We start from the raw sequence: 18,907 nt of genomic DNA on the forward strand, positions 1-18,907 counted from the left end.
ATACCTAAGCTATTTTTTTCTTAACGGTTAATTGATCATACACAAACAATGCGGCAATTAAAAGAATAAGACCTGCCACAGATACCATAAAAGGTTTACCAAGTAATATACCTAGTCCAGTGATTACCACATTGTACATGGCCAAAGGAATTAATCCTGTCCATCCCAAGTTCATTAATTGATCATAACGAAATCTTGGAATCGTCCAGCGAACCCACATAAATACAAATACGAAAGCTAAAGATTTACCCAACAAAGCTCCTACACCTACAAAACTAGCTACATTGCTACCGAACTGTTGTGTCACAAAATCTATACCTGGATAGTCATAACCTCCAAAATAAAGAGTCGCCATAACTGCACCAGAAATAAACATGTTGATGTATTCTGCAAATAGGTAAAAACCTAATTTCATAGATGAGTACTCCGTATGGTATCCACCAATCAATTCCGTTTCACATTCCGGCAAGTCGAATGGAGTACGATTACACTCGGCAAAAGCACAAATAATAAAAATAATGAAGCCTAGTGGTTGGTAAAATATATTCCAATGACCGTTTTGTTGCACCTCTACAATTTCCTTCGTAGACAATGAACCAGTAATCATTAAAATGGTAATGATGGCCATACCCATGGCCAACTCATAAGAAATATTTTGAGAAGCAGCACGAATGGCTCCTAACAAAGCAAATTTATTATTGGAAGCCCATCCACCAATCATGATGCCATAAACGCCCAATGAAACGATACCAAACACCCATAAAATTCCGATGTTCACATCAATTCCTTGTAGGTCAAAACTTACACCATCAATAGTCACCGTATCCCCAAATGGAACTACGGCTGAAGTCATGAGCGCTGTTAGCATAGAAATACATGGACCTGCAATAAACAACCATTTATTAGAGTTAGCTGGAATAAAATCTTCTTTCATGAACATTTTAACCGCATCCGCCAAAGGCTGTAATATACCAAAGGGTCCCGCACGATCAGGACCTACTCGGTCTTGCATAAAAGCAGCAATCTTTCGTTCAAAATAAGTGGAGTAGGCTGCTACCCCTAAGGTAATCGCAAATACGACTCCTACAATGATGGCTTTAGCTATAAATACACTAGTAAGTAATTCCATAATTATTTCTTTTCTGAACTGGGAAGACTCTTTTTAGCAGGTAAAAAACTACGATCACGATTATCATCAATCGGCTTATAAGCCAGCGCCGCTTGCTTGATTGGGAAGGATGGCTTAATCAAATTAGCCCCGTACTTATTGGCTGAAATCACCGAATGACGAGCTATTTTGGTTGGACCTTCAATCACCCAATCCGAAGTCTTCTTGCGCTCAAAGCGACAAGTATTACAAATGAAATCTTTTACCTCTCCCCACTCATTCTTACGCGCTGTAACACGAATAACTTCTTCTCCACGATACCACAAAGTTACCTTACCCGAGCATTTTTCACACTCACAATGAGCATCTTCTGGCTTAGAAAACCATACACGACTCTTAAAACGATACGTTCTGTCAGTCAGTGCCCCCACAGGACAAACGTCAATCACGTTTCCTGAGAAATCATTATCTATAGCCTTTTCAATGTAGGTACTAATCTCCGCATGATCGCCTCGGTGCATTACCCCATGAACACGTCCTTCTGTCAACTGATCCGCTGCATACACACAACGGTAACATAAAATACAACGATTCATGTTGAGCTTGATGTATGGGCCTAAATCCACAGGCTCAAACGTATTTCTCTCCTCTACAGTACGAGTAGAAGAAACCCCATGCTCAAATGAAAAATCTTGAAGGTGACATTCTCCAGCTTGATCACAGACAGGACAATCTAATGGGTGATTTAACAATAAAAACTCAACAATACCTTTTCTAGTCTCTAATACTTGCTCATTGATGGTATTTTCAACAATCATACCATCTTGAACTGCTGTAATACAAGATGGCACTAGCTTAGGCATGGGTCTAGGATCTTTTTCTGAACCAGCTGTCACCTTAACCAAGCAGCCGCGGCATTTCCCGCCTGTTCCTTTCAAGGGCTCGTAATAACACATTGCAGGCGGAGCAATCTCCGGACCTATCATCCTAGCTGCCTGCATAATGGTAGTACCTGGTTCTACCTCTAGCGTGATGTTATCAATTGTTACTTTCATTTTCTATGTTTCCGGGTTGAAACCCTTGTTCTTTTAAAGCTCTTTTTCTAATTCTGCCCAACGCGCCATAAACGCTTCCACAGTGTACTGGGTTGACCTCAATTGTAATTCTTCTCCTATCTTTTCACGATTGGCGGCTGGGCTATCTAACCAATGAATGATTAATTCTGTCATTTGACCTTCATCCAGATAGTCGACCAACAAACCCTCTAAACCTCGGGTAAAATCAGCAATTCCACCACTTTCTTTAAAACCTAACACAGGCTTTGCTTGGTATCCCGCTTCCAACATAACCAATGGAAAGGGATCTTCACGAGAAGATAAGAAAAACAAATCCATCGCTTCAAAATAAGCTTTAGTATCTGCTTTAGCTGGGATTAAATGCACTTGCGCACTTACATCCCATTTTTCTTTTTCCTCCATTAACTCCGCTGAGTACAGATTATCCCCCATGCCTAACCAGATGAAATGCACATCAGGCCGCAAACGAATAACCTGCCTAGCTACCCGAATAAATACATCCGTACCTTTACGCCATTCAGCCAATCCACACCCCAAAACGATTGGACTGGAAGCTGGGATATTCAAGTGCTCTCTAACTTGTTCCGTGGTACTGGATTTAGCTTTGGCTAATTCCGCCACCGGAGGTAATAAAGCTAATTTATCCTCACTAATCTCATATTTATCCTTCAGCAATAAACTTACCTGCTCAGAAACCGCATATACCTTTTTAACCTTTTGAGCTAGAAACTGCATATCTTTTTCCGAAGCATAAGTCTCGCAGGAGAACTTCAATTCATGAACATAAGCTCCAAATGCAATTTTCAAAGGACTTAACTGTTGCATCAATGACAATGAAGCCACAGTGTTTCCTAAGATTAAATCAAACTTTTGCTGGCGAAACTCTCTCAACATCGTCTGAATTTCTGCCTTATTAGGTTCCCGATCTGGTGAACTTTCCTCTCTTTTGAGAAAAGGTATTTTTTTAAAAAAATTTCTCGACTTACTATGCTCCCTTCTCCAAACCCATACCTCTGCATATTTACGATAGGTAGCTAATAAATCACCACCTTTCTCCAATAACAAAAATCCTTTTTGTCCATTCGCCGCATTTTCCTTCAACCAATGCAACAAGACCAATTGCGCTCCTGCCCTATTGGCATCATGTCCTACAAAAAGAATCTTTGCCGCCATCTTAATTGGACCAGCTGGCCCCAGGACGCATGTACACAGCGCCAGGTTGAGTTGCTAATTCCGGATGTTCAATATGCCATTCAAACTCATCTCTAAAATGACGAATAGCCGCCGCCACTGGCCAAGCTGCTGCGTCACCAAGTGGGCAAATGGTATTCCCCTCGATCTTTTTAGCCACATCCACCAATAAATCAATGTCTTCCTTACGCCCTTGACCCATTTCAATGCGCTTGATCACTTTGTCCATCCAGCCTGTACCTTCCCGACAAGGAGAGCATTGACCACAGGATTCATGATGATAAAAACGAGCAAAAGTCAGGGTATTATGTACGATACAGGTCGTCTCATCCATCACAATAAAACCTCCTGAACCTAACATGGTTCCGGTAGCAAAACCACCATCTGACAAAGACTCATAGGTCATTAAACGCTTTTCTCCGGCTGCGGTGGTTAATATCAATTCAGCAGGTAGGATAGGCACGGATGAACCTCCAGCCACCACGGCTTTTAATTTATGACCATCGCGAATACCGCCACACCATTCATCCGAATAAATGAAATCTTCTACTGTTATACCTAATGGAATTTCATAAACCCCTGGCTTACGGATATGTCCAGAAGCCGAAATTAATTTCGTACCTGTACTTCTACCTACCCCTATTTGAGCATAAGCATCACCTCCATTATTCACAATCCATGAAGTAGCTGAAATAGACTCAACGTTATTAACCACTGTAGGGCATTGCCATAAACCTTTCACTGCTGGAAATGGAGGTTTGTTTCGAGGATTACCACGCTTTCCTTCCAATGACTCTAGCAAGGCAGTTTCTTCTCCACAGATATAGGCTCCACCTCCTGATTGCACATATAGATCTAAATCATATCCAGATCCTAAAATATTTTTACCTAATAAACCCTTATCGTAGGCCTCTTGAATAGCTTTTTCTAGGATATAAATCACATACATCAACTCTCCACGTACGTAGATATAAGAAGTATTTGCCCCTAAAGCATAACTGGAAACGATCATTCCCTCGATCAAAGTATGTGGGGATTTCCACATCAAATAATGATCCTTAAATGTTCCTGGCTCTGATTCATCGGCGTTACAAACCAAATAGCGGGGTACTCCCTCAGGTTTAGCCAAAAATGACCATTTCATGCCCACCGGGAAACCAGCTCCTCCTCGTCCACGTAAACCAGATTTTTTCACTTCTTCAGTGACCTCATCGGGTGTCATTTTTTTCAAAGCTTTTTCTACCGCTTGGTACCCACCATGCTTACGATAAACGTCAATCGTCTCAATTCCAGGTACCTCAATATGTTCGGTTAATATCTTCATCCTCGCTTATTTTCCTAATTCATCTATGATTTGATCTACCTTCTCTTTCGTCAAGTGCATATAAAACTTCTCACGAATCTGAAACACAGGTCCCCAGCCACAAGCCGCCAAACATTCTACTTCTTTCACGGTAAATTTCCCGTCAGCCGTAGTTCCACCCGTTTCAACGCCTAGACGCTTTTTCAAATGATCGTACACTTCAACCCCTCCCATCAAACAACAAGGGCCTGTTCTACAATACTCAATGACGTGCTCACCCACCGGCTCCAAATGGAACATGGTATAAAAGCTAGCCACTTCATATACTTCCACAGGCTTAATGGACAACAATGTGGCTACATAATCCATCACCTCAGGACTGCACCATTTCCACTCAGCTTGGGCCAAATGAAGGATAGGCAATAAGGCCGACTTCTGTTTCCCTTCTGGGTAACGAGCGATGATTTTCTTCACTAATTCCAGCGTTTCTGCTGGGAAAACTATGTTATTCTTACCTTCCATGTATTATGTATCTAACTCTCCTGCAATCACATTCATCGATGACATTGTCACAATGGCATCGGATAAGGTAGAACCTTTAATCATCTCTGGGAATGCTTGGTAATAAATATATCCTGGTCTGCGGAATTTCAAACGATAAGGCGTACGGCCACCATCTGAAACCAGATAGAATCCTAATTCTCCATTACCCCCTTCTACCGAATGATAAACTTCACCCACTGGCGCATCAATTTCTCCCATCACAATCTTGAAATGGTAAATTAAAGCTTCCATGTTTCGGTAAACTTCTTGCTTTGGAGGCAAGTAATAATGTGGAGCATCGGCGTGGTACGAACCTTCTGGTAAGTTATCCATCGCCTGCTGTATGATGCGTAAACTCTGCCACATTTCCTCTTCACGCACTAAAAAGCGATCATAGGTATCACCTTTAGTTCCCACCGGAATCTCAAAGTCAAAATCCTCATAAGAAGAATATGGATTCAAGGAACGAACATCGTAATCCACACCGGTTGCCCGCAAATTTGGACCAGTGAAACCATAGTTCAAAGCTCGTTCAGCTGAGATAGCTCCCACGTTTTGAGTTCTATCCATGAAGATACGGTTACGCACCACCATGCTTTCAAATTCTTTCAATGCCGCTGGTAATTCAGCTAATAATTTCTTAATTTTTTCAATTGCCACTGGGCTCAAATCCCGCTCCATTCCTCCAAAACGCCCCATATTCGTGGTTAATCGAGCGCCACACAACTCTTCGTAAATCTCATAGATAAACTCCCTCCATTGGTACACATACAAGAATCCAGTTAAAGCTCCTGTATCAACCGCAAGAATGGAATTACAGATGATGTGATCCGCAATACGAGCCATCTCCATCATGATTACACGAATGTATTGAGCACGCTTTGGCACTTCTATGCCTAATAATTTTTCTACCGTCATGTGCCAACCCATATTGTTGATAGGGGCTGAACAATAATTCATTCGGTCCGTCAAGGTAGTTATTTGATAAAAAGGACGGCGTTCAGCTATCTTTTCAAATGCCCGGTGAATGTATCCAACCGTTTGTTCGGCATCTACAATGGTCTCCCCATCCATCGTCAAGATGTTTTGAAAAATACCATGCGTGGCTGGGTGGGTAGGTCCTAAGTTGAGGGTAGTCAACTCGTTCACATAAGGCCCGCTTTTCGGAGTCTTATCTAAACCTACGTTGGGATTATTTACTAATGCTACTTCAGACATGTTTCGCTGGTTGAGGGTAGATTATCTACCAAATAATTCATCTATTTTATCGTGACGGGTGGCATCTTCCAATGGATATTCTTTTCTCATAGGATGATAATCCATGTCCTCCACATTCAAAATACGTATCAAATTAGGATGACCCTCAAAAATAATTCCATAGAAATCAAAGGCTTCCCGCTCCATCCAATTGGCAGTAGCATATAAACCCGTAACGGTTGGAACCACTGGATTCTCGATAGGAACATAGATCTTGATCCAAAGGCGAACATTATTTTCCAGGCTATGCAAATGGTATATCACGCCCAATTCCTGACCTTTAGCTTCTGGAAAATGAATCCCTGCCAAATCAGTTAAAAACTGGAACTTCAATACCGGATGTTGGTATAGAAAATGAAGCATCGGAACGATGTGCTCCACTTCTGTTGTCACCTGTAAAATACCATGGGACTCAGCGATACCATAAATGGATTCTTCGCCGAATTGCCCTTGTAAGGCATCTATAATTTGTTGATTACTCACGTTTTCCATACAATTTACTTATTCAATGCCATAAGATTCCAACAAGGCTTTGTATTCAGGTTGGTTCCTACGACGAATTGATTCATTTTTGGCTAGTTCTTGGATTTGCATAAAACCATCCAAAATTTGCTCTGGACGTGGTGGGCAACCTGGTACATACACATCAACCGGAATAACACGGTCTATACCTTGTAATACCGAATAAGTATCAAAAATACCCCCAGAACAAGCACATGCACCTACTGATAAAACCCAACGAGGTTCAGCCATTTGTAAGTAAACCTGTTTAACTACGGGCGCCATTTTCTTCGCAATGGTTCCCATCACCATTAAAACATCCGCCTGACGAGCTGAAAAGCTTAATCTCTCAGCACCAAAACGACCAATATCATAATGTGAGGCCATCGTCGACATGAATTCGATTCCACAGCAAGAGGTAGCAAAAGGCAATGGCCAGAGCGAATTAGCTCTAGCCATACCTACTAATGAATCTAAACTGGTAGCAAAAAATCCCTGTCCCTCCAATCCTGCCGGCGCTTCTACGATATTAATTTTTGCGTCACTCATATACATCTTCTTTTCTAATCAAAATAAACCAAGCAATCAGCCAAAAGTTTATTTTTCCCAGGTTAAAATACCTTTTTTAATTACGTAGATAAATCCAACTAATAATAAGCCCATGAATACGATCATTTCATAAAATCCATTCCATGCCAATTGCTTAAAATTAACCGCCCAAGGGTACATAAATACAATCTCCAAATCAAACAAAACAAACAAAATGGCCACTAAGAAATACTTCACCGAAATCGGTGTACGAGCATCTCCAATGGATTCAATACCACATTCAAATGAATCGTCTTTTTTAGCTGAATGACGCTTGGGACCTAAGGTGTGAGTAAGAATCATGACCAACACGATAAAAGCCAATGCCGCCGCTAATTGAACGAAAATCGGTAAAAAATCTTGAGGTTGATAGTTCATTTTATACGTCGCTAAATTTGAAGCGGCAATTTACTCACTAAAATCTAATTTCGAAGATTATTTTATTAAAAATACTTGGTTTTTCCTGGCACAGCTACTGGGTACAAACCATTCGCATCTGGCTTCAATGGCATATCGGCATCCCAAGCAAATCTGCTAGGTGCAATATTGATTCCAGAATTAAGCGCCTTATCCCATTCGATGATCTGTCCAGAGTAAGTAGCCATTCTTCCTAAAATAGAAGTCATGGTAGAATATGCCCCATTTTCCGCATCGGCAAATTTGTATTCCCCCGCGGCTACTGCCGCCCACAATTCATCGTGCTCTGTTTGATAGGGATTATTCTCCTTCGTCTTTTTATCAAAAGCATAATTGACATTTCCCTTCAAATCCAAGATTTTAGCCGAATCAAATAGAACTCTTCCTTTCGTTCCCACTAAATGCTCATCTACTTTGGTCCAGGTTCCCGGAATATGGCGACATTGACTATTTAAGATGGTCCCATCCGCATATTCAAATTCTACGATGTGGTGATCAAAGATTTCACCATAATCTTTACCCTTTCTCACTTCTCTACCTCCTGTTCCGCGAGCTCTCACTGGATAGCCATTTTTAGCCCAGTTGATTACATCTATATTGTGAATATGTTGCTCCGTAATATGATCCCCACAAATCCAATTGAAATAATACCAGTTTCTCATTTGGTACTCCATTTCTGTCTGTCCCTCTTTTCTCGGCTTTACCCAAACACCATCATTGTTCCACCAACAAGACGCTGAAACTACATCCCCAATCTGACCATCCTGAACTCGTTTCATGATATCTCGGTAGGAATTTTGGTAATGGCGCTGCAATCCTACCACTACGTTTAATTTTTTCTCCTTAGCAATTTTTGCGGCTGCCAAAACCCGCTGAATACCTGCTGGATCTGTCGCCACAGGTTTTTCCATAAAAATTTGCTTGCCTTGGCGCACTGCTTCTTCAAAGTGGTATGGACGGAATCCTGGAGGGGTAGTTAAAATCACTACATCTGCTAAAGCCATCGCTTGTTTATATCCATCAAACCCCACGAATTTGTGGTCCTCCGGTACATTAACTTTCTGATTTACCGGGATTGCTTTTGCTGATACATCTTTGGCACGAGAATTCATTACACTTTTGTAACAATCATCTAGACGATCTTTGAATGCATCTGCCATGGCTACCAACTGAATATTTTCTTTAGTACTGAGTGCTTGGATGATAGCCCCAGTTCCACGGCCTCCACAGCCGATCAATGCCACTTTTAGAGTATCGCCCACATTACTCTGACTAAAACTAACGCTGGACTTAGCTTCTGACAACAAAGGCGCGGCCATGAGGGCCCCTGCTCCTAAGCTAGATTGTACGATGAATTCTCTACGCGAATTTTTCATGTTATTTAGGTATGATTGAAAGGTTGTTAATAATCTTTTAAATACTTGTCAAAAAAGGCTCGAACCTCCTCTGGACTGGGTTGTTTGGCAGGACGCATGATTCGAAAACCTACAAAAGGGGCATCAGCATTCCACCACTTACTTTTAGGTTCCTGGGGATCTCTACGATTCCAAACCGGATCAGCTGCCAACCGACTAGCACTTCTAGCCATTTTGGCTTCATCCCGATAACTCCCTCCACGTACCACAGCATCTGCATATTTGTCTTTAAAAATAGCTGTATGGGATTGTTTTTGATTAGAATAAGCAGGCTCATAATGGTCCAATACCCACTCATGTACGTTTCCCAACATATCATACAGTCCCCAAGCATTAGGCTTTTTCTGTGCCACCAGATGGTATTTATCTCCTGAATTGGTGGCTATCCAAGCATATTCCTCTAATTTTTCATTTTCCTTCAAGGAAGAATATGCCCCTTTACCTCCTGCCCTACATGCATATTCCCACTCGGCCTCCGTAGGCAATCGATAGAATATTTTCGTTTTGGCATATAACCACTTGCAATACATAAGCGCAGCAAAATGCTGCATGGAATTCGCAGGATATCCTCCTACTTTCCCCATGCCCAAGGTAAAATCAATATAGGGAGGACTAGGCCTAGTAACTGCATCTGGACCTTCTTTGGCTGGTTTGGGAGCCGGATCACGGTCCTCTTCAAAAAACAATTGATATTCATCGTAAGTCACTTCTGTTTTTCCTATCCAAAAAGCTTCCATGCTTAGTTTTTGTTGCGGCCCCTCATCCGAATTTCTTCCTGGTTCAATGCTAGGACTACCTAATACAAAATTCCCTGCTGGAATCGCCTGCATGTCAAATGCGACGTTTGAGTTGGGAATAACTTGTCGGTAGGATTTTAATGCCTGCCCTATCCCCACTTGACTAAAACCCACGGACAAGACAAGCGTTAAAACACGTAATTTTCTATTCATTCTTAAATTAATTCTAATCGGTTATCAAGATACCATGATTCAGTAATATTTCCAATTGGTCATTTTGGTATTCCCAGACCAGTAACTTTACTTCAGGCAGTGATTGTAATAATAATTTTAGTTCACTAATCTCCATGATGGTGGCAGCAGTAGCCACCCAATCTGCCCTAGCTCCATGAGCCGCAATTGCAGTAGCCGAACGAGCATGTTCCAAGCCTAAACCGGTTTTGGGGTCAATAACATGCGAATATATCTTGCCTCCAATATTCACCTGTTGGTAGGTCTTTCCAGAACTGGCAATCGATTGATTTTTGATTTCTAAATAATCAGAAGATACATTCCGACTATTAGGTAACTCCAAACCAACCTTCCATGCCTCTCCTGCTGGATTTACTTGTGTAGCACAAATTTTTCCTCCAGCATCCACTAAGGCATAGGGGAATGATTTCTTCACTAAATAATCCAATACGCGCTGGGCTACAAAACCTTTACCTATGGATCCAAAATCCAATTGACAGGCAGTCTGCTTCAAACGAATACCCGAACTATCTTTGTTGAATTCAAGGCAAGGACTTTTCAATTCTTCAAGCCAATTCTGCATTTGCTTTTGGTCTGGTAACACCTGGGTTTTTCTGGCTTTTCGCCAAGCAGCCACCAGCTTTCCTAGAAATACATTAAGGTCTCCATGACTATATTGATATGCCAACAAAGATTCATTTAAAATGGCTTTAAATGGCTCCTTGATGGGATGAAATTGACCTGTTCCCGCTAGTTGATTTACTTTACTTACATCGGATTCCAAACGATAATCACTTAATTGATTTTCCAAATTCTCGGCTAAAAGCAGGGCTTCATGTACCACATGGGTTAATCCCGTGGAATCCTGTGTAGAAATGATGATTCTAAATGGAGACCCCATTCTTGCCGTTTCAAATCGGTATTTGTCCCATTGACCGGGAAGTAAAAAGCTAGGTAATAAGCAAGCAATGAATAGGTATAGGGTTTTTTTGTTCATCTTTCAAATATTACAAAAAAATGTTGTAAATTTGTCTGGCAAATAAGGGTATGGTTCGCCTTCATCCGATAAATCCAATTCCCGTTCAACATATTTGCCATGCTTGATTCATCCAAATTCCTTTTTGAAGCACTCACCTACGACGACGTACTGTTGCTTCCTGCCTATTCAGAAGTTCTACCCCGTGAGGTAAAAACTCAAACTAAACTGACCAAAAACATCAGTTTAAATATCCCCATTGTTTCTGCCGCGATGGATACCGTAACAGAAGCGGATTTAGCTATCGCCTTAGCACAAGAGGGAGGAATTGGAATCATCCATAAAAATATGAGTATCTCTGAGCAAGCCGCTCAGGTACGTAAAGTGAAACGTTCAGAATCAGGAATGATCATTGATCCTATCACTTTACACGATACACAAACCTTAGGTGATGCGCAACGCATCATGAAAGAATTCAAAATTGGAGGCATTCCGGTGGTTGACAATCAAGGCTTATTAGTAGGAATTCTAACTAACCGTGATTTGCGTTTCCAAAAAGAAACAAGTAAGCCAGTTCATGAGATTATGACCAAGGTCAATTTGATCACGGCTAATGAGGGAATTGGGATGGAAGCGGCTGAAAGCATTTTGCAAGAACATAAAATCGAGAAATTACCTATCATCGATAAGAAGGGAAAATTAATTGGTTTAATTACATATAAAGACATTTTAAAGCGTAAAAGCCATCCATTAGCATCCAAGGATTCTTTAGGACGCCTTCGCGTAGGTGCAGCCGTGGGAGTTACTCCTGATTTGTTGGATCGAGTGCAGGCATTAGTACAAGTTGGGGTGGATGTTATTAGTATTGATACGGCTCATGGCCACTCCAAAGGAGTAATTGATGCTTTAAAATCTGTCAAAGCTTCTTATCCAAGTTTAGATGTAATTGTAGGTAATATCGCTACAGGTGAGGCGGCAAAGGCATTGGCAGAAGCAGGGGCAGATGCCGTGAAGGTGGGGGTTGGACCTGGAAGTATTTGTACTACAAGAATCATTGCTGGGGTGGGAATGCCACAATTAACGGCAGTTTACGAAGCGGCCAAAGCTCTAGAGCCTTATCAGATTCCTCTAATCGCTGACGGAGGTATCCGTTTCTCGGGTGATATCGCGAAAGCCATTGCTGGTGGTGCTAGTACTGTGATGATTGGCTCTTTATTAGCGGGTACGGATGAAGCACCGGGTGAAATGATTATCTTGGAAGGTCGTAAATTTAAATCTTACCGTGGTATGGGCTCATTGGAAGCCATGGAAGATGGTTCCAAAGACCGTTATTTCCAAGATGCGGAGGATGATATAAAGAAATTGGTACCAGAAGGGATTGTAGGAAGAGTACCTTTTAAAGGTTCCGTGACAGAAATCTTATACCAAATGGTGGGAGGTCTTAAAGCTGGAATGGGTTACTGCGGCGCGAGCACCATAGAAGAGATGCAACAAGCGAAATTTGTAAAAATTACCTCTGCCGGTGTAAAAGAAAGCCATCCACACGATGTGAGCATTTCTAAAGAAGCACCAAATTACAGCGCTAAATAATTTGGCTTTTGTCTTAACGCTGTCAAGGTTTAAAACCTTAACAGCGTTGCAAAAACGATTTTAAATTTGGACATATTGTCCAGAATAGTGATATTAAAAAAGCTCTGAATTAATTCAGAGCTTTTTTATTTTGAAGAGTTTAAAAAATTTTAAACTGGATAATTGTGTACCGTATCCACAAAACATTTCACCTTGTCAGGGTGAATATCTGGATAAACCCCATGACCTAGATTAGCAATATACCGCTGCGTGCCAAATTGCTGAATCATCTTTTTGGTTTCCTCTTCTACTGTTTTAAAATCTCCATATAATGCACAAGGATCTAAATTTCCTTGAAGAGTCTTGTTTGGTCCCACCAATCTCCTCGATTCAGCAATATCCATATTCCAATCCAATCCTATACTTGCACAGTTTAACTGAGCCATTTCTTGCCGAGCAAAAAAGGCTCCTTTGGCAAATAAAGTCACAGGAACTTCAGTTAATGCGTCGCAAATTTGCTTTAAATAAGGAGTAGAAAATACGCTGTACTGGGCAGGAGACAAAATTCCCGCCCAAGAATCAAAAACTTGAACTAAATTAGCCCCCACAGCTACTTGCGCTTTTAAATAGGCAATGGTAGAATCGGTTATTTTTTGTAATAATGCATGAGCTAATGCTGGTTCAGCATAGAGCATTTTCTTGGCTTGAGAAAAGGTTTTAGAACCTTTGCCTTCTACCATGTAGCAAAATATGGTAAAGGGAGCTCCTGCAAATCCTATCAAAGGTATTTTTCCTGCTAAATCGCGTTTAACAAATTTAATGGCATCTAACACATAAGCCAAATCCTCCTCAGGTTCTGCCATTTTTAGGGCATCCACATCAGCCTGATTACGAACTACCTGTGGAAAAACGGGTCCTTTTTGTTCTTCCATCAAATAAGGTAAACCCATGGCTTCAGGAACAACCAAAATATCGGAAAAAATAATAGCTGCATCCACATCGAAACGTTTCACTGGCTGAATGGTCACTTCCGCTGCCCACTCAGGATGGGTGGCCAATCCGATAAAAGAACCAGCTTTGGCTCTCACCTCTCGGTACTCAGGCAAAATCCTACCTGCTTGTCGCATTACCCAAACTGGAATTCTATCTACCGGCAATCCTTGAGCTGCCCTAATTAAACGATCATTTTGTAATACTTCCATATGCTTTTTCAAGACTACAAAGGTAGTCAAGAAATGCCAAATGATTAGAGAATAGTTATTAGTGTTTAGTAATTAGGATTTAATTGCCAGTGATAAGTAGTAGGTGATAACTTAAAAGTTTTTAAAAATTTAATGGATTACGTATATTCAACGATAAACCAAATTTTAGAAATCTAAAGACTAACACTTAATCATTAAACACTAATAACCATTATCCTCGTATCTTTGCATTCTTTAATTGGTTTCCCTTATGCAAGTAATTAGTGCTCAATTCCTCACCAGTAATACCGATTACCTAAAATGTCCGCCCGACAAATATCCCGAATTTGCCTTCATTGGACGTTCAAATGTGGGTAAATCATCCTTGATCAACTCCATTACACTGCATAAAAAATTAGCCAAGACTTCACAAACTCCCGGTAAAACGCAGTTAATTAATCACTTTTTAATTAATAACAATTGGTATTTGGTGGATTTACCAGGTTACGGATATGCCCAAGTAAGTAAGGAAAAAAGGAAAGAATTTGAAAAAATGATCCTGGATTATTTAATCCATCGAAAAAGCTTAACCTGTCTTTTCCTTTTGGTAGATTTACGTCTAAAGCCTCAGCCCGTGGATATTGCCTTTATGGAGCGAATGGCAGAGGAACAAATCCCTTTTTACATCGTATTTACGAAAGCCGATAAGCTATCTCAAAAGCAGGTAGAGGAAAATTTCAAACACTACCAAGAGCATTTATTGCAAACCTGGGAAGCACTCCCACGGATGTTTATCACCTCTGCAGAAAAACATCTGGGCAGAGAGGAAATCTTGGAAAGTATTCAGGAATTAATTGACGCTTCTCCCTATAAATCAAGGAAATCTTAATATTTTTGCGACCGAATTAAACATCAATCATGGAATTATTAAATGAAATTGCCCATATCTCAGGCAAAAGCGGATTATTTAGAGTGTTAAAACCTACTCGAACAGGTGTGATTGTGGAAACTTTAGACGCTCTTAAGCAAAAATCTGTGGTAAGTGGCCAAACCCGCATCTCGGTATTGAAAGATATCTCCTTGTATTTAGATGACCATCAGGACAGCACTTTACCTTTGGGTGAATTATTCCAAAAAATCCATGCTGTATGCCAAGGAACCTTGAGCATTGAACCTAAAAAAGCCAGTGATCCAGAATTATTTGGCTTTTTGGTAAGTATAGTTCCCAATTATGATTCAGATCGTGTGTATGCATCTGATGTCAAAAAAATTCTTTCTTGGTATTTAATTCTTGTTAATCATACTCCTGAATTATTTCCTGCACCAGAAACTAAAGAAGAAAAACCAAGTAAAAAGGTAAAAGCCACGAAAGAAGCGGCAGAAGGACAGACAAATAAAGCACCTAAAAAAACAAAAGCGACTAAATAAGTCGCTTTGCTATTATATTCAATAAAAACCCGAACAAGTTCGGGTTTTTTTATGCTTATTTCAAGGAGTTAATCCAAGCAGCTATCTTCATGGCATCTGCCTTTGGCACGTTTTTCAAGGCCATCATCGGTGGATATCCTGGCCAATTCTCTGGTTTTGGATTTGCAATTAATTCTACAATTTTCGCGTTACTATACTTCTTCTTCGCAACTTCTGTGTAAGCAGGTCCCACTAATCGGGCATCTACCTTATGGCAAGCAAAGCAAGTATATTTTTGCATTAATGGCTTAATATCAGCAGGAAAGTCCTCGGCATTAGCTTGAAAGCCGAAAGCAAATGTTCCCAATGTAACAGCCAAAATAAATTTTGATATTTTTTTCATTTTGATTGAGTGTTTAAATATTTACAAAATAAGGGATTTAAACGTTATTCTCTATATGCTTTTACGCATATTTCTCCCTTTTTATTTCATTGAAGCATGAAAAGCATCCACAGCTGCCCTTACGCTTCCATGTAAATCCAATAATTCAGATGCTTTTTCCTCCGATACACCCGTAGCTTCTTTCACCATTCGAATGGCCCTGAGAACCAATTTGTGGTTACTTAACGCCATATCTACCATTTTATTTCCTCTTACTCTGCCCAGTTGAATCATCACGGTGGTTGAAATCATGTTCAACACCAATTTTTGCGCCGTACCTGATTTCATCCTAGTACTCCCCGTTACATATTCTGGCCCTACTACCACCTCAATGGGATATTGAGCTACTTTAGACACAGCACTTCCCTCATTACATACAATGCAAGCGGTCAAAACTCCATGCGCATTGGCATCCCTCAAACCTCCAATGACATAAGGTGTTCTTCCAGAAGCCGCAATCCCAATCAAGGCATCATTCTCGTCGATATCATAGGCTTTCAAATCAATCCAGGCTTGTTTCTCATCATCTTCAGCATTTTCAACTGCCTTTCGAATAGCACTATCTCCGCCAGCAATTAAACCTATCACCCAATCGTGAGGTACTCCGTATGTTGGTGGGCATTCTGAAGCATCTACGATTCCCAATCGACCGCTCGTTCCTGCTCCAATGTAAAATAAACGTCCTCCTTTTTTCATTCTTAGGACCACTTGCTCCACTACTTTTTCGATTTGTGGAATCACCTTTTCTACGGCAAAGGGCACCGTCTTATCTTCAGCATTGATTTGCCTAAGAAGCGTATCGATCGATTGCTTATCCAAATCCAGGTATTTGGAGTCAGATTCAGTTGCCAGTTTACTTAAATTCTCTGCCATTATTTTCCAGAAAGGGCGTAAAAATGCTTAAAAAAATGAGGTATGGTTTCAATTCCCTTGTAAAAATTGAACAAACCAAAATGTTCATTGGGCGAATGTATGGCATCTGAATCCAATCCAAATCCCATTAATACTGATTTGATGCCTAATTCCTTTTCAAATACGGTTGGCACAGGAATACTTCCTCCTCCACGTGTAGGTACTGGCTCTATTCCAAATGTCTCTGCCATAGCCTTAGCAGCCGCCTGATAGGCCACCGAATCGGTAGGCATCACGTAGGCCTCTCCACCATGATGTGGAGTCACCGTCACTTTTACGCCTTTCGGTGCTATGGATTTAAAATGATCTGTAAATAATTGAGTAATTTTTTCTGATTGCTGATTAGGCACCAAACGCATGGAGATTTTGGCATGTGCCAAAGATGGCAACACCGTTTTAGCACCTTCTCCAATATAACCTCCCCAAATTCCATTGACATCCAAAGTTGGTCGAATACTTGCTCTCTCCAGGGTGGAATAACCTTTCTCTCCATGAACCGAAGCGATACCCAAGTCTTTTTGATACATATCTAAATCAAAAGGTGTTTGGGCCATAGCTGCGCGATCTGAAGCGCTTAGCTCTTGCACAGCCTCATAAAAACCAGGTATGGTAATTCGATTAAATTCATCATGTAAAGAGGCTATCATCTCACAAAGGATGTTGATTGGATTGGCAACAGCCCCACCATATACTCCTGAATGCAAATCGCGGTTAGGACCTTGTACGGTCACTTCCAAATAACTTAACCCTCTCAATCCTACATCAATGGAAGGAATATCATTGGCAATGATAGCCGTATCGGAAATCAAGATTACATCTGCTTGCAATAATTCTTTGTTATTGGCCACGAAAATGGCCAAATGATTGGAGCCAATTTCTTCTTCTCCTTCAATCATAAACTTGATGTTACATGGCAAGGAATCAGTCGCCAACATGGCTTCAAAAGCTTTGATGTGCATAAATATCTGCCCCTTATCATCACATGAACCACGTGCATAGATAATTCCATCTTTGATAACAGGTTCAAATGGCGGGCTATCCCAAAGTTCCAAAGGATCTGCTGGCTGTACATCATAATGTCCATATACCAACACAGTCGGAGCAGTTGGATCTACTATTTTTTCTCCATATACAACTGGAAAACCTGCCGTTTCTTCCAAGCGGACATTGTCTGCACCTGACTGACGTAAATTTTGCGCTATGAACTCGGCAGCCCTTCGTACATCCCCTGCATATTTAGGGTCTGCAGATATGGAAGGTATCCGTAATAAGTCAAATAATTCTTCTAAAAATCTTGGCTGATTTGCTTGAATATAAGCTTGTGTTTTTTTCATATGAAGTGGTGAATGGGAAAATCATCCACACACAAAGATAGAAAAAAAGGCCTTAGGATTGTTTCTTTCGTGGGATTAGATACATGCGATTTTCCGTTCCTTGCAGAATTCGGATCAAGTTTTTACGGTGGGTAAAAATGACTAACCCCGCTACGATAAAGCCAAAATAAATCAAGATAGGAAACTCGTCACCAAATACCTTAAAGACCATCAAAAATGGAAAAACCAATGAGGCCACCATGGAACCCAAAGAAACATAATTGGAAATATAAAATACCAATAAAAATACTGCAATACTCACTAAAGCTGCCTCTGGATGTAATGCCAGCACCATACCCATTAAAGTGGCCACTCCTTTTCCACCTTTGAAATCACAAAAAATGGGTAATAAATGTCCTAAAACCGCCAACATTCCGAATAAGATTTTCAAGGAAACACAAGTCTGCCAATCTATAAGGTGTAGATAAAACAAAAATGTAGATAAAGAGGTAGCTAAAAAGCCCTTAAAGGCATCCACAAATAAAACGATGCTACCAGCCTTTTTACCCAAGACACGAAATGTATTGGTCGCTCCTGCATTCCCACTTCCCAAAGTACGAATATCCACCCCATGATAGGCTTCACCATACCAAATAGCGGTAGGTATTGAGCCAAGAATATAGCTCAAAAGACAAAGCCCAATGAGAATAATAATCATAATTATATTGAAAGTCACCATA

The 18,907-nt window shown here is 40.7% G+C and carries 20 protein-coding genes; 3 read left to right on the forward strand and 17 right to left on the reverse strand.

The window, feature by feature from the left end; all coding sequences use genetic code 11:
• Window positions 1–4 precede the first annotated feature (4 nt).
• From nuoH to ESB04_RS03590, 12 genes are all read right to left on the reverse strand, one after another.
• Complete coding sequence (gene nuoH, locus ESB04_RS03535) at window positions 5–1,129, reverse strand: NADH-quinone oxidoreductase subunit NuoH (protein WP_129026343.1); 1,125 nt, start codon at window positions 1,127–1,129, stop codon at window positions 5–7.
• A gap of 2 nt (window positions 1,130–1,131) precedes the next feature.
• The gene (locus tag ESB04_RS03540; protein WP_129026344.1) at window positions 1,132–2,163 is read right to left on the reverse strand and encodes a 2Fe-2S iron-sulfur cluster-binding protein; all 1,032 of its coding nucleotides are present in this window, start codon (window positions 2,161–2,163) and stop codon (window positions 1,132–1,134) included.
• A 33-nt stretch (window positions 2,164–2,196) separates the two neighbouring features.
• Window positions 2,197–3,357, reverse strand: coding sequence for a glycosyltransferase (locus ESB04_RS03545; protein ID WP_129026345.1), 1,161 nt, complete (start codon window positions 3,355–3,357; stop codon window positions 2,197–2,199).
• Between the two features lies 1 nt (window position 3,358).
• Entirely contained in the window at window positions 3,359–4,699 is a 1,341-nt protein-coding gene (nuoF, locus tag ESB04_RS03550) for an NADH-quinone oxidoreductase subunit NuoF (protein WP_129026346.1), read from the reverse strand.
• A gap of 6 nt (window positions 4,700–4,705) precedes the next feature.
• Window positions 4,706–5,200, reverse strand: coding sequence for an NADH-quinone oxidoreductase subunit NuoE family protein (locus tag ESB04_RS03555; protein WP_129026347.1), 495 nt, complete (start codon window positions 5,198–5,200; stop codon window positions 4,706–4,708).
• Between the two features lie 3 nt (window positions 5,201–5,203).
• Window positions 5,204–6,439: an NADH-quinone oxidoreductase subunit D gene (locus tag ESB04_RS03560; protein ID WP_129026348.1), complete on the reverse strand. Its 1,236-nt coding sequence runs from the start codon at window positions 6,437–6,439 to the stop codon at window positions 5,204–5,206.
• 21 nt (window positions 6,440–6,460) lie between these two features.
• A complete protein-coding gene (locus tag ESB04_RS03565; protein ID WP_129026349.1) occupies window positions 6,461–6,970 on the reverse strand; it encodes an NADH-quinone oxidoreductase subunit C in 510 nt (169 codons plus the stop codon).
• 9 nt (window positions 6,971–6,979) lie between these two features.
• Entirely contained in the window at window positions 6,980–7,528 is a 549-nt protein-coding gene (locus ESB04_RS03570) for an NADH-quinone oxidoreductase subunit B (protein WP_129026350.1), read from the reverse strand.
• 48 nt (window positions 7,529–7,576) lie between these two features.
• Entirely contained in the window at window positions 7,577–7,945 is a 369-nt protein-coding gene (locus ESB04_RS03575; protein WP_129026351.1) for an NADH-quinone oxidoreductase subunit A, read from the reverse strand.
• A 65-nt stretch (window positions 7,946–8,010) separates the two neighbouring features.
• On the reverse strand, window positions 8,011–9,360 hold the full coding sequence (locus ESB04_RS03580) for a Gfo/Idh/MocA family protein (protein WP_129026352.1): 1,350 nt from the start codon (window positions 9,358–9,360) through the stop codon (window positions 8,011–8,013).
• A gap of 26 nt (window positions 9,361–9,386) precedes the next feature.
• Window positions 9,387–10,349: a formylglycine-generating enzyme family protein gene (locus ESB04_RS03585; RefSeq protein WP_129026353.1), complete on the reverse strand. Its 963-nt coding sequence runs from the start codon at window positions 10,347–10,349 to the stop codon at window positions 9,387–9,389.
• Between the two features lie 13 nt (window positions 10,350–10,362).
• A complete protein-coding gene (locus ESB04_RS03590; protein ID WP_129026354.1) occupies window positions 10,363–11,364 on the reverse strand; it encodes an FAD:protein FMN transferase in 1,002 nt (333 codons plus the stop codon).
• 99 nt (window positions 11,365–11,463) lie between these two features.
• Here ESB04_RS03590 and guaB point away from each other — a divergent pair, with 99 nt between their 5' ends.
• A complete protein-coding gene (gene guaB / locus ESB04_RS03595; RefSeq protein WP_129026355.1) occupies window positions 11,464–12,933 on the forward strand; it encodes an IMP dehydrogenase in 1,470 nt (489 codons plus the stop codon).
• A gap of 149 nt (window positions 12,934–13,082) precedes the next feature.
• Here the strand turns inward: guaB and hemE are convergent, their stop codons facing one another.
• Window positions 13,083–14,114, reverse strand: coding sequence for a uroporphyrinogen decarboxylase (gene hemE / locus ESB04_RS03600; protein ID WP_129026356.1), 1,032 nt, complete (start codon window positions 14,112–14,114; stop codon window positions 13,083–13,085).
• A gap of 250 nt (window positions 14,115–14,364) precedes the next feature.
• Here hemE and yihA point away from each other — a divergent pair, with 250 nt between their 5' ends.
• Window positions 14,365–14,982 (forward strand): ribosome biogenesis GTP-binding protein YihA/YsxC, encoded by a 618-nt coding sequence (gene yihA, locus ESB04_RS03605; RefSeq protein ID WP_129026357.1) that lies wholly within the window; start codon window positions 14,365–14,367, stop codon window positions 14,980–14,982.
• A gap of 29 nt (window positions 14,983–15,011) precedes the next feature.
• Entirely contained in the window at window positions 15,012–15,521 is a 510-nt protein-coding gene (locus tag ESB04_RS03610; RefSeq protein WP_164969585.1) for a DUF5606 family protein, read from the forward strand.
• A gap of 55 nt (window positions 15,522–15,576) precedes the next feature.
• On the opposite strand, the gene ESB04_RS03615 is transcribed toward ESB04_RS03610, so the two are convergent.
• The 4 genes from ESB04_RS03615 to plsY all read right to left on the reverse strand — a co-directional run bounded on the left by ESB04_RS03615 (window position 15,577) and on the right by plsY (window position 18,885).
• Window positions 15,577–15,903, reverse strand: a complete 327-nt coding sequence (locus tag ESB04_RS03615) for a c-type cytochrome (RefSeq protein WP_129026358.1) — start codon at window positions 15,901–15,903, stop codon at window positions 15,577–15,579.
• A gap of 81 nt (window positions 15,904–15,984) precedes the next feature.
• A complete protein-coding gene (murQ, locus tag ESB04_RS03620; RefSeq protein ID WP_129026359.1) occupies window positions 15,985–16,815 on the reverse strand; it encodes an N-acetylmuramic acid 6-phosphate etherase in 831 nt (276 codons plus the stop codon).
• On the reverse strand, window positions 16,815–18,188 hold the full coding sequence (locus ESB04_RS03625) for a dipeptidase (protein WP_129026360.1): 1,374 nt from the start codon (window positions 18,186–18,188) through the stop codon (window positions 16,815–16,817). Before ESB04_RS03625 ends, murQ begins: the two co-directional genes overlap by 1 nt.
• Window positions 18,189–18,240: 52 nt before the next feature.
• Window positions 18,241–18,885 (reverse strand): glycerol-3-phosphate 1-O-acyltransferase PlsY, encoded by a 645-nt coding sequence (gene plsY / locus ESB04_RS03630; protein WP_129026361.1) that lies wholly within the window; start codon window positions 18,883–18,885, stop codon window positions 18,241–18,243.
• Window positions 18,886–18,907: the final 22 nt, after the last annotated feature.

The sequence above is a fragment of the Aquirufa rosea genome (assembly GCF_004118285.1).
Classification (GTDB): domain Bacteria; phylum Bacteroidota; class Bacteroidia; order Cytophagales; family Spirosomataceae; genus Aquirufa; species Aquirufa rosea.